Source organism: Mycolicibacterium peregrinum, from assembly GCF_001665625.1.
GTDB classification, from domain to species: Bacteria; Actinomycetota; Actinomycetes; order Mycobacteriales; family Mycobacteriaceae; genus Mycobacterium; species Mycobacterium peregrinum_B.
Map to the genome: position 1 here is coordinate 1 of NZ_LZSY01000059.1, position 11906 is coordinate 11906.

The window sequence follows — 11906 nt, forward strand, 5'->3', positions numbered from 1 at the left end:
TCGCCCTCGTGGCTGATGATGAACCGCACCGCATGCCCGTCCGGGGACAGGAACATCTTCATGCCGCGCTTGAAGTCGGGGTTGTCGAAGGTCTCCGGTGGCAGGTAGAACGAGTCGTCGTTCTTGGCGGCGTCGAAGGCCTGACCCATGGCGGTGGAGTTGTCCTGCATGGCCGCCATCTGATCCTGCATGCCGCCCTGGGTGGCCTGCATGGTCAGCATCATGGTCTTCATGGTCTTCATCGTGGTGATCATCGGCTGCATGTTCGCGATCATCACCGGGATCAGCGCGTTCATCTTGTCCATGTCAGGGACGATCTGCTCGAAATCGGCTGTCATGGTGTCGATTCCGTCAAGGGTGTCGAAGACCGACCTGATCGACCAGCACATCGGGATGTCGAAGCAGTGCGGTTCCCAGTACAGGTAGTTACGGATCGGACGGAAGAAGTCGTCGAAATCCGAGATGTGGTCGCGCAATTCCTTGATGTCGTCGACCATGCCGTGCATCTTGCCGACCATGCTGTTCATGACGCCGCGCATCTGTTCCATGAGCGCGATCATCTTGGTCATCGTGTCGACGGTGACCTGCATTTCGTCGGCCTGTTTGAGCATGTCGGCCATCCGGTCCTGCATGTACTTCTGATTCATCGTCTGCGTCGTGCCCTGCATGCTGATGTTGAACGGGATCGAGGTGTGCTCGATCGGCGTTCCCTGCGGGCGCGTGATGGCCTGGACCCGGGAGACACCGGGTACGCCGACGATGCGTTTGGCGATCCGCTCGATCACCAGGAAGTCCGCGGAGTTGCGCAGATCGTGATCGCTTTCGATCAGCAGCAGCTCGGGGTTCATCCGGGCCTGCGAGAAGTGCCGGTCGGCCGCGGCGTAGCCGGTGTTGGCGGGTAGATCCGCCGGGAGGTACTTGCGGTCGTTGTAGTTGGTCTTGTAGCCCGGCAGTGCGAGCAGGCCGATCAGTGAGATGGCGATGGTGGCGATCAGGATCGGTCCCGGCCAACGCACCACCGCGGCGCCGATCTTGCGCCACCCGCGGGTGCGCATGGCCCGCTTGGGTTCCAGCGTCTTACCGAACCTGGTGGCCACCGTGATGATGGCCGAGCCCAGCGACAGTGCGACGAGCACCACCATCACCATGCCGATCGCCAGCGGGATACCCAGTGACTGGAAGTAGGGCAGTCGCGTGAAATGCAGGCAGAACGTGGCGCCGGCGATGGTCAGGCCCGAACCCAGGATGACGTGGGCGGTGCCGTGGAACATGGTGTAGTAGGCCTGTTCCCGGTCCTCGCCGACACTTCGGGCCTCTTGATATCGGCCTATCAGGAAGATGGCGTAGTCGGTGGAGGCGGCGATGGCGAGCATCACCAACAGGTTGGTGGCGAACGTCGAGAGCCCGATGATGTTGTAGTAGCCCAGGAAAGCCACCAGACCGCGGGCGGCCGACAGCGACAGCACCACCATGACCAGGGTGAGGAGCACGGTCACGATGGAGCGGTAGACCGACAGCAGCATGATGATGATGACCACGAAAGTCAGGGCGGTGATCATCTCGAGGCTGCGGTTACCGGCGATCTCCTGATCGGCCGACATCGCGGCCGGGCCGGTCACGTACGCCTTGACGCCCTCGGGTGCCTGGACGCTCTGGACGATCTTCTCGGTGGCCTCCACCGATTCGTTGGCCAGCGCCTCGCCCTGGTTACCGGCGGTGTAGACCTGCACGTAGGCCGCCAAGCCGTCGGAGCTCTGCGCGCCCGACGCGGTCAGCGGATCGCCCCAGAAATCCTGGACGTGCTCGATGTGCTTCTTGTCGGCTTCGAGCTTGGCGACGATCTCGTCGTAGTACTTGTGCGCGTCGTCGCCCAGCGGTTTGTCGCCCTCCAGGACGACCATCACCGAGCTGTTGGACTTGAACTCCTGGAACACCTCGCCGACCCGCTTCATGGCGATCATCGACGGTGCGTCGTCCGGCGTCATCGACACCGAGCGCATCTTCCCCACCTCTTCGAGCTGGGGAACGATCACATTGAGGACACCGATGACGGCGATCCAGCCGAGGATGATCGGGATGGCCAGGCGCCGGATCCACTTTGCGATCCCGCCGTGCCCGGCGGGCTGCGCGTGCTGTGGGCCGCTGACCGGGATCGAGTCGGTAGGAGTGTCGTAATTGCTCATGCAGATTTCACCAAGCAGAAGGTCTGGGCGTTCACGCCGTTGGAGGTTCTCTCGTCCTTGAGTTCGTCATCGACGGTGATGCGGCAGCTGATCGTGTTGCCATCGCCCTGCGCGACGATGTTGGGGAACACCGACGGAGCGGTGGACTCCAGACGTAGCGTCCACGGCAGGGTCACCCCGTCCACGCGCTGAGGCTGGGCGTCGAGATCGAGGTAGTTCACGTCCGCCGTCGCACCGGGGACGCCGTAGATCTCGTAGACCACGACCTTGGGGTCGAACGGCTTGGTGTCATCGACCTTCGCGCTGGCGATGCCGGAGCCGGCGCCTGCGCCGAAGAACGTGCGCACCCGCATGACCGTGAATCCGCCTACCAACACCACCACGATGATGATCAACGGAATCCAGAACCGTCTCAACAGCTTCATATTCGCTGGTCGGCCTTTCGGAGGTCAGGTACGCGGTGACGTACCGGCTAGCGGCGAAGCTCCATTGCCACTTCGTGATCATTTCGGTGTCGGCGGATTCCCGCCAACATCTTTCTACGTCGACGTCCGGGGTGACGTCCCCGTCGGAATCGTCCCGGAACGGACTGACCGACACCTCTGAGATCAGCCGGCTGCCCGGCGCGCTCAGAGCAGTGATGTCGGCGACGAGTCGACGCTGTTCATCCGATGGAATGAAGGGTAGTACGCCTTCCACGCTCCACAGGGCGCTCCGGTCGGCGTCGAATCCCGCTCGGACCAGTGCGGCAGGCCAGTCGCCGCTGACATCGGCGGGGACCCCTCGCACCACTGTGGTCGACGTGGTGCCGGCCATGGCGGCGGTCTTGACGTCGAGGATCGCGGGATGGTCGACGACGTACACATGGGTGCCTGCGGGCCAGGGCAGTTGATAAGGACGCGGGTCCAGATCGGAGGACACGAACACCACCTGTTCGATGCCGGTTTCGGCAGCGGCGAGCAGAAAGGTATCGAGGAGTTCTGCCGGATATGACGCGCACGTAATGGGCATCATCACTCCTCCCCCGCAGGATTCCTTGCCGGATGTAAAGTGAAACCTATACAGTCGGCTAACTTCAATCAAGTTAGTTTGGCTATTGACGCTGTGATCTAGAACGCGTTCGGTACGCTCAGCGCGACGAAGGGACGGGTGTGGCGAAGGCTGTTGCGCCGCGTGGCTTTGCCCGCGAGCGGGTGCTGGAGGCGGCGCTGAGCCTGTTCGCAGAGCACGGCGTCAAAGGTACGTCGCTGCAGATGATCGCCGACCGCCTCGGCGTCAGCAAGGCGGCCGTCTACTACCAGTTCCATTCCAAGGACGAGATCGCGCTGGCGGTCATCCAACCCGTCTTCGACGACATGGTGCGGCTGGTCCGTATCGCCGAGGCGATGTCCACTCCGGAGGCGCGGCGGGAAGCCGCCGTCAGCGGCATGGTCGAGATGGCCGTGCGGCACCGACGGGTTACCGCGGTGTTCCACGGTGACCCGGTGATCGACGCTCTGGTGCACGATCGGGCGGAACTCCAGGACACGATCGAACGGCTCACCCTGATCCTGTTGGGCCCCGAACCCGACGCCACGGGCCGGATCTGCATGTCGGTCCTCGCCGCAGGTGTCTATGGCAGTGCCACCGATCCTGCCCTCAACGACGTCACCGACGAGGAGCTGCACCGGGTGCTGCTGGACTGCGCGCAGCGGTTACTGCCCGCAGTGGCGCCGGCCACGCCCGTCGCCTCCGGCTAGCCCCGTACCTAACCCCGGAGCGCCGACGCGAAGATCGCGGGCAGCTTGCTCCATCCGGGCGCCCCGGCGAAGTCCACCAACAATCGGCCCGTCGTCGCCGCGGTGCGGTTGTTGACGAACCACGGCGGCTTGGGGGACAACGACCACTCGCCGCGAAACACCGAACGCGGCGCCGGACGGAATGGGCCGTGGACCACCGTCCGCTCCGGGCGATCGAGCAGAAAAGCGTTGTGCACCACGCCGACTCCACTCTGGATGTCATTGCGCTTGTGGCCGGGGAACGCTCCCCAGGTGGCCGTTGCGGTCAGATAGCCGACGCCGGTCCACGCGTTGATCGCGATGGTGCCGTAGCGCAACTGCTCGACGAGGTGGTCGAACTTGTCGCCCATGGCCTTGATGGTGTCCGGGTGGGCGATGATGTTCACCCCGAGTGTGCCGACGAACTCGTCGTTGGCGACGCGTACCGCTTCCTCGGCGAATTGATCATCGGGCACGTCGAGTTCGATCACCCCGAGGACCGGACCGAAATACTCGGTGCACAGCAACGCTTCGCGGTCGGCGGGATCGACCACCAGGACCCGGGCACCCCTCGAGCCCAGGTGCTGTGCGTCCGGATACGACGTGTCCGCGCCGGCGACCCTGACGTCTGAGCCCGGGTAGTAGGCCGGGCGGGCAGGCGCATCGTTGAAGGCCTTGCGGATGGCGGCGATGAACTCGTCACGCTGCGCCCAGCGCTTGGACAGGACCACCACCTGCGCAGCCACGCAGTTGTAGCCGTTGTTGTGCAAGCGTTGCGTGACAACGTGATTGGCCTGGAACTCGATGTCGGCCGCGCTCCAGGAGCCGGGCAGCACGATCGTCGGGGAAACCCCGCCGAGTTCGGCGGTCATCTCCTTGTCGAGCACGGGTTCGTCAGCTGCCTTGCGCCGGGAACCCTCCTCGCCGGTGCCGAACACGATGGCGTCGTACGTCAGGGCGCTACCGGTCATGTGCACGTGGTCAACGAGCTTGTGCCGCACCAGATATGTGCCGACCTCGGCTCCGCCGGTCAGGATGCGGACCGCACCGACGGCGATGAACGGTGCCAGCACCTTGGTCAGCACGGGCTGTAACGGATCGGTGATCGGGTTGAGCTTGAGGGCCACCACCCGGTTGTTGGCGTACAACTCGTAGATGGTGTCCAGCGGCGCGATCGAGAAGATGTTGCCCGCGCCCAGCACCGCGCCCACGCCGTGGGTGCGGCTGGGGTCGCGTTGAGCCAGGCCGGCCGACCGGATGGCCTCGGCCTTCTCGATTCCGGGCTGCAACCACACCTCGGCACTGAATCCGGACAGCAAAAGTTGATCGAAGGTGTTGAGTGGCAGAGCTTTTACCGTGGTCCGACCGCCGGGAGCGTAGCCGAACTCGGCGCCGTCGAGCGGGCTGCGGCCCGCTTCCAGCTTGTTCAGGCTCTCCGACAGTGCGGCCAGCCCGGCGACCAGTGAGTACGGGCCGGACATCCATTCCTCGCCGACCAGGGGCGAGGCCGGGTCGAGTTGCTTGATCCCGACGGCAGCGTCGACCCACTCGGTGGCATGGCGCACGGTCAGGTCGCGCACCTCGTCGAGGAGTCCGCGGCGGGCCGCCAATGACAGTGAGGCCCAGGTCTTTTCGCCTTCGACGAGATCCTCGAGGGCCTGGTCGATCTGCGATTCGTTCATATCAGCTCACGCTCTTGTCGAATTGCATCAGTGCGTCGTGGTGGTTGTGGGCGTAGGGAGCCGGACCCTGCCCGATCTCCCGCTTGGCCATGATCTGACTGTACTGCTCGAACGGAGTCTGTCTGCCCCACTTCGCCCGGGCCTCGGCCGGCGTGTAGGTGATGGTGTTCCTGGCCGGGATGTCGACCAGGGTTGGGCCGACGATCGGCGTGGTGTTCGGCGTGGTGAGATCCAGGACTGCCAGTTCGAGTCGCGGCTTGGCGGCGATGATCCGCAGGAAGGGTCGCACCACGGCGCGTGCCGCGACATCGGCGATCCGACGCTGGGGGATGCCGCCCAGCAGTCGCATCCACTGCGGCATGGTCGCGATGATGGCGGCGCGCATCGGGATGTTGAACGCCTTGCGCAACCAGCGCGGCATCCGCTCGGGCAGGATGTGGTAGCCCAGATCGACCAGGTAATCCATCATGCGCTGAGCCACCTCGGAGCCGACCAGGTCCGGGCGGAAGCTCTCGAAGTACGCGCGGATGCCCTCGCGGGTGCGGGGCACGTCGTCGGGATTGATCGTCTGGAACTCCGCGGCCCGCGCGCATTCCTCCCAATACTGGCTCTCTTCGTCCGCCGACAGCTTGCCGGGGCCGAACATCTCGTAGCTTTTGAGGATCGAGTGCCATGCGGTCAGGTGGATCCACAACTGTGAGTGCGGATCGTTGGCGTCGAACGGGCGCTTGGTGATGGGCTCGGTGCCGACGGCCTTGGAGTGGATCTTGACCAGGATCTCGGATGCGTCGAGGACGGATTTGGCGTCGCCGAAGGCCACCAGGGCGAAGTACTGCATGGTCCGGTCGTAGCGCAGGCGGGTGCGGGCATAGACCTGCCCGGTGGCGTCGACGGCGGCCGCCAGGAACGGATCGAGGTGCTCGATGGTGACGGCGCGGGAGAAGCCGATCAGTAGCGAGGTTGGGTAGCTCCACACCTTCCAGGTGACCGACCCCGGGCCGAAGAAACCGTAGTCCTCCGCCGGTGCCAGGGGTTCGGCAACTGCCGGCAGACCTGCCGCTTTGCGAAGCGCGATTACCGCGTCCATCTGCGTCGTTCCCTTCGAAATCTAGTGGTACGTTATGTACCAGTTACGGTATGGTACGTCATGTACCACTTGATTGGCTAGGGTGTGTCTGTGGCAACTGAGGGCAGCGGTTCCGGGAGTCGATGGGCCGGCCAGCGGGAGCGGCGGCGGGCAGAGTTCGTCGACGCCGCACTGTCGGCGATCGCCGAACACGGTCCGCAGGCCTCGACCGAGCAGATCGCCGCACACGTCGGGGTGACCCGCACCAAGCTCTACCGACACTTCGCCGGCGCGGCCGATCTGCAGAGCGCGATCGCGCAGCGCGCAGCCGAGATGCTCAACACCGAACTTGCCCCGCTGTGGACGCCCCACGGATCGATGGCCCAGATCATCGAGGCCGGCGTCGGTGCCCACGTCCGGTTCCTCGTCGAACACCGGAACCTCTACCGCTACCTGGCACGGTGCTCCCTGGGCGACGACGGCTCGGCGCCCGATGCCATAGCCGACATCCGGCAGACCATCGGAACTCAGCTGAATGCGTTGTTCACGGTGTATCTCAACGCCTTTGGCGTGGACACCGACCCTCAACCTCTGGCGTTCGCCATCGTCGGGTTGGTGGAATCGACAACCGGGCGGTGGCTCGACCAACCCGGCTCAACCGCACAGGACCGGTTGGTGGCCGATCTCGTGCGGTGGATCTGGCTGTTGGTCGAGGACACACTGCGCGCCGGCGGTGTGTACCTCGACAGCGCCGAGCCGCTGCCGACGCCCGACGTGATCGCCGCGCAGGTCGAGAGCTACCGCGATCCGGAGCGCGCCCGCGTCTGAGCCTCTTCGCACCGCGAGCGTGCGTGTCTGCCGCCCGCCACGCCGCATTTCGCCGGCATTCTGCGCACGCTCGTGGCATGCCGAGCGTGGCTACGGTGTGAGATCCGCGACGGCATGCGCGGCCGACGTGACCCGGTCCAATCGCAGCGCGGTCTCGCCGGCGTACAGAGCCGCGCGGTCCGCCCACCTCGCCGGCATGACGGCGGTGAGCGTGATCGGGGTGAGGAACGGCAGGGCGGGGCGTTGCAGGCCGAGCAATGCGCCGTCACCACGGTCGGGGACTCGGGACAGCGGCGCGCTGAACTTGTTGATGGCCGCCGGCAACCGGCGGGCCGTGCCGTCCGGGTGGCACCACCGGTCCGTGGTCGCATTCGGGATCACCCGATGACGTTCCGGCCAGGCGAGCCCGAACGCCGTTGTCTCAAGCGTCCTGTCCGCATCGATGACCCGCTGCCGGTACACCGGATGCGCGCCGGACTCGTGGGTGAGCAGGAACCGCGTGCCGGCCACCACACCTGTAGCGCCTGCGGCGAGGGCCGCTTGCGTGTCGCTCGCCGTGGCGATGCCACCCGCGGCGAACACCGGGCGGGAACCGGCCAGTGCCAATGCCTTTGGCAGAAAATCGGCCTGCGCCACCGTGCCGACCAGATGCCCACCCGCCTCGCGGCCCTGCGCGATCAATCCGTCGGCGCCGTAGGCCAGCGCCTCCGCGGCCTGCCGTTCGGTGCCGACCATCACGATGACGAAAATGCCTGCGTCGATTAGTCGTTCGATCAAGGCACGGTCGATCGCAAACGCCATGACCGCGACGTCGATCTTCGTTTCGAGGCAGACCTCGACATGGGGACGGCGGGTGAACGGCATCAAGAGATTGACGGCGACCGCACGGCCGGGCGCCTGGTCGCGGACCGTTGCGATGGCCGCCCTGAGCTGCCTGGGCGGCAGGAGCCCCAAGGTTCCCAGTCCGCCGGCCGCTGATACCGCGGCGGCCAGCGGAGCACCGGCAATGCCGCCGCCCATGCCGGCCTGGACACGGGCGCATCGAGTTTCAGCCGATCCGCGATATCCATTCCGCGATTCTGCGCCATGTGGGTCTGCGTGAGCGTGCGCAAACTGCCGACGTTTTACGGCGTGGCGGCCGACAGACACGCACGGTCGCGGTGCCAGAGCTACCAGCGGCAGACGTCGGCGCCCCAACCCGAGTCGACGGGGCGGAAAGCAAGCAGATGCCGTTGCCACCACGGCAATGGTGCCGCGAGGACAGGATCTTTCGTGGCGTCGTCCACGACGCGCAGTGGTCCGTCGCGAAGATAGGCGATTCGGATGCCACTGATGCCCGCCTCCTGCCACAGCATCACACTGCGCCGCAGCTCGAGCCAGGGAATGCGGACCGGGGGATCTTCCGACATCCAACGCAGCTGTCGGCGAAGGTATGTCAGGTCCTCCGACTGCTGCGGAATATCCATCCCGACCACGGTGACGGTGTCGCGCTGATAGTCGGCCAGCTGGAGTGCGGTGACGCCAGGCACCAGATGATTGGTGACGCCTTCCTCGGTGCGTAGGTTGGAAAACATCGAGTAGTTCGACACGGTCTTGAGCCCCACATACGACGTCAACCCATTGGCGAGAGCCAGCAGTGGGGCGAGGAGCAGCACCACGGGGCGAAAGCTCCAGTTCGGTGGACGGACGCCTGCCGTCTGCGCGGAGTGGTACGCGCGCAGCAGCGCGACCATGAACGGCACCACCGCGACGAACCAGGTGAGCACCAGCAGGGTGTGCCAGGGCAGTCCGACCGGGCTCGTCGGCGAGTCGGCCGAACTCGACACCACACTCAGCAGCACGTGAACCGCAAAACCGGTGAGCGCCACGCCCCGCAGCGCGGAAGCGCGGACGGCCAGGGTCGCGAACACCTCGGCCGGAACCAGCAGTACGTACACCGCGAACACGACCGTGGCGAAGTCGTAGAACGACGTCATCGCCAGTATCGAGTGGAAGCTCACCCCAAGCAGCACGCCCCAGAAACGCAGCCGCGGCACCGCCAGCAACCCGAGAATCGCGGCCTCGGTAACCACCGCGGCGATGCCGACGACCTCACCGACACCCTGGCTCGGTGTCACATCGTCGAAACCGTTCATCCAGATGAGCTGGCCGAACAGCTCGCTGCCACACGAGGTCGCCGGGGTGAAGTACGCGCTGTTCAACTTGTCGAAGACCGTGAACAGGTAGACCACGAGCAACACGAGGCCAACCGGGCTCCGCGCGGTATCCAGCCAGCGTTCGACGAAACTGTCCGGTTCACCGGCCCGGTTCCGGACCGCACATGCCCACACGGCCGCGGTGCCGAGTGCCACGGCGACCAGCAGGCTCAGCACCAGATGGTTCGACGCCGCAGGCAGGCTCCGCACGGCCACCGTTGCGCCGGCGGCGACGGCCAGACCGGCGGCGGCCACCGAGCCGGGAAATATCAGGGCGGGCAGGGCGGCCAGCAATGCCGGAACCACCGCCAGCGGCTGACTGTCGGAGTAGTGGAAGACCAAGGCCATCGCGAAGAGCGTTGCGAACCAGCCGAGTTGCTGACGAGGGCCGGTGGGTTGACCCGTTCGGGCGTTGCTGCGCCAACGCATTGAGAACACCTTACTTGGCGCGGGCCTGCGGCTCTTGCGAGCCTCCGGAACGCGCCGCGATCTTGCCCGTCGCGGCGTAACCTGGAAAGCGATGGATGGGGGCGGTAGGGCCCAAACGCCTTGCCGTGTAACGGAAAGGACAAGAAATGAGTACAGTCCATTCATCAATCGACCTACATCCGGACATTCTGGCCCTTCGCGCCGGCTATGACCGGGTCGCAGAGTCGATGGCCGCGCAGGTCACCTTCGGCCTGACGTTGCTGACAGCGATGTACGTCGCGCTGTCCCCGTGGATCGTCGGCTACGACGCCTTCAACCGGCTGACGGTCAACGACCTGATCGTCGGAGGGGCGATCGCGTTCCTGTCAATGTGTTTCAGCTTCGCGCTGGATCGCGCGCACGGCATGACCTGGACACTGCCGATATTCGGTGTGTGGCTGATCATCTCGCCGTGGGTGTTTGTCAGTGGACCGAGCGCCGGCATGATCTGGTCGCACGTGATCAGCGGCGCGCTGGTGATGATGCTGGGGTTCACCGCGATGTATTTCGGAATGCAGGTGCGCAATTCCGAAGCGCGGCACGCCTAACCAGTAGGCGCACCAAGAGTGACCAGCCGGGCCCCGGCTGGTGGGGACTCTGTGCGCCCAGGCCACGCCCCGGTATCCGAAGATGCGTCAATTTGCTACCCGCGGGCGGGTTTGACGCCATATCGTGGGCAATCGCGGGACTTCCGATTACGGCGATAGCGGGTACGAACTGCTGAGATGAAGCTGGCGGGGCGGGAAGAAGAACTGGCGACGATCCGTCGCTCCCTTGGTGGGCCGGGAACCCATCACGGTGTGGTGATCGTCGGCAGTGCCGGGGTCGGCAAGACCCGGTTGGCCCGGGAGGCCCTCAGCCACGCGGCGGCGTCCGGACACCGGACCAGTTGGTTCGTCGGGACCGAATCCGCACGTGCCATCCCGCTCGGTGCGTTCACCGGATCGATCAGCCAGAGCATGTGCGATCCGTTGCCCGACGTGCGGCGCTTGATCGATTCCTTCGTCGCTCACCAGCGCATGGGCAAGGTGGTCATCGGCGTCGACGATGCGCACCTGCTCGATCCGTTGTCCGCGCACGTCGTCCATCAACTGGCGCAGACCCAGGGAGTACGGCTCGTCGTCACCGCGCGTTCCGGTGGCCCGGAACCCGACGCGGTGACCGCCCTGTGGAAGGACAGCCTGCTCGACCGGATCGACCTCGAACCGCTGTCCGCCGCGGCGGCAGCCACGCTGATCGAGTCGGCGGTCGCCGGCCCGGTGGACAGCCGCAGCACGCGCCGGTTCTGGAAACTGACCGGAGGCAACGCGCTGTACCTGCTGCAGCTGGTGAAGGACCAGATCGCCGCCGGGCGGATGCGCAAGTCCGCCGGGGTGTGGATGTGGGACGGCGATGTGGCCGTCTCCCAGAGCATCACCGACATGGTCGGGCGTCGCCTCGGTGGACTCGAGCCCGGCATGGCGTTGGTGCTCGACACGCTGTCACAGTGCGAGCCACTGAGCGTCGACGTTCTGGGCGATCTCGTGGAGCCCGCCGACCTGGAAGCCGCAGAACAGATGCATCTGGTCAGGGTCGACCGCTCCGGGCGCGGACTGGTGGCGACCCTCGCGCATCCGTTGTACGGCGAATTGCGCAGGGCGACAGCCGGGGAGATGCACCTGTCGAGGATCCGGGGGAAACTCGCGCGGCGGCTGGAGTCGGAGGCCGACGGAGATATGCGGGCGACG

10 protein-coding genes and 1 pseudogene are annotated in these 11906 nt (G+C 65.6%); 4 read left to right on the top strand and 7 right to left on the bottom strand.

Features of this window, described 5'->3' with window-relative positions; translation table 11 throughout:
• The 3 genes from A5779_RS07500 to A5779_RS34405 form a co-directional block, all read right to left on the bottom strand.
• Positions 1-2183, bottom strand: a 2183-nt coding sequence (locus A5779_RS07500) for an MMPL/RND family transporter (RefSeq protein WP_064880469.1), incomplete at its 3' end; no start/stop codon positions are given.
• Entirely contained in the window at positions 2180-2566 is a 387-nt protein-coding gene (locus A5779_RS07505) for an MmpS family transport accessory protein (RefSeq protein ID WP_236732193.1), read from the bottom strand. The genes A5779_RS07500 and A5779_RS07505, both read right to left, overlap by 4 nt.
• A complete protein-coding gene (locus A5779_RS34405) occupies positions 2472-3194 on the bottom strand; it encodes an SAM-dependent methyltransferase (RefSeq protein WP_236734680.1) in 723 nt (240 codons plus the stop codon). Before A5779_RS34405 ends, A5779_RS07505 begins: the two co-directional genes overlap by 95 nt.
• 140 nt (positions 3195-3334) lie before the next feature.
• Between A5779_RS34405 and A5779_RS07510 the strand changes: the two genes are divergently transcribed.
• Positions 3335-3922 carry a TetR/AcrR family transcriptional regulator gene (locus A5779_RS07510; RefSeq protein ID WP_064880471.1) on the top strand — a complete coding sequence of 196 codons (588 nt, stop codon included), beginning with the start codon at positions 3335-3337 and terminating at the stop codon, positions 3920-3922.
• An 8-nt stretch (positions 3923-3930) separates the two neighbouring features.
• On the opposite strand, the gene A5779_RS07515 is transcribed toward A5779_RS07510, so the two are convergent.
• Both A5779_RS07515 and A5779_RS07520 read right to left on the bottom strand, forming a co-directional pair.
• Positions 3931-5622, bottom strand: coding sequence for an aldehyde dehydrogenase family protein (locus A5779_RS07515; protein ID WP_064880474.1), 1692 nt, complete (start codon positions 5620-5622; stop codon positions 3931-3933).
• Between the two features lies 1 nt (position 5623).
• Complete coding sequence (locus A5779_RS07520; RefSeq protein WP_064880476.1) at positions 5624-6709, bottom strand: oxygenase MpaB family protein; 1086 nt, start codon at positions 6707-6709, stop codon at positions 5624-5626.
• A gap of 90 nt (positions 6710-6799) precedes the next feature.
• Here A5779_RS07520 and A5779_RS07525 point away from each other — a divergent pair, with 90 nt between their 5' ends.
• Positions 6800-7516: a TetR/AcrR family transcriptional regulator gene (locus tag A5779_RS07525; RefSeq protein WP_082941576.1), complete on the top strand. Its 717-nt coding sequence runs from the start codon at positions 6800-6802 to the stop codon at positions 7514-7516.
• Between the two features lie 90 nt (positions 7517-7606).
• On the opposite strand, the pseudogene A5779_RS07530 reads toward A5779_RS07525, so the two are convergent.
• Together A5779_RS07530 and A5779_RS07535 are read right to left on the bottom strand one after the other, a co-directional pair.
• Positions 7607-8586, bottom strand: a pseudogene (locus tag A5779_RS07530) (nitronate monooxygenase).
• A 99-nt stretch (positions 8587-8685) separates the two neighbouring features.
• Positions 8686-10140, bottom strand: a complete 1455-nt coding sequence (locus A5779_RS07535) for a hypothetical protein (protein WP_131811602.1) — start codon at positions 10138-10140, stop codon at positions 8686-8688.
• A 146-nt stretch (positions 10141-10286) separates the two neighbouring features.
• On the opposite strand from A5779_RS07535, the gene A5779_RS07540 reads away from it, so the two are divergent.
• Together A5779_RS07540 and A5779_RS07545 are read left to right on the top strand one after the other, a co-directional pair.
• Positions 10287-10727 carry an SPW repeat protein gene (locus A5779_RS07540; RefSeq protein WP_064880480.1) on the top strand — a complete coding sequence of 147 codons (441 nt, stop codon included), beginning with the start codon at positions 10287-10289 and terminating at the stop codon, positions 10725-10727.
• A gap of 177 nt (positions 10728-10904) precedes the next feature.
• Positions 10905-11906, top strand: a 1002-nt coding sequence (locus A5779_RS07545; RefSeq protein WP_131811603.1) for an AAA family ATPase, incomplete at its 3' end; no start/stop codon positions are given.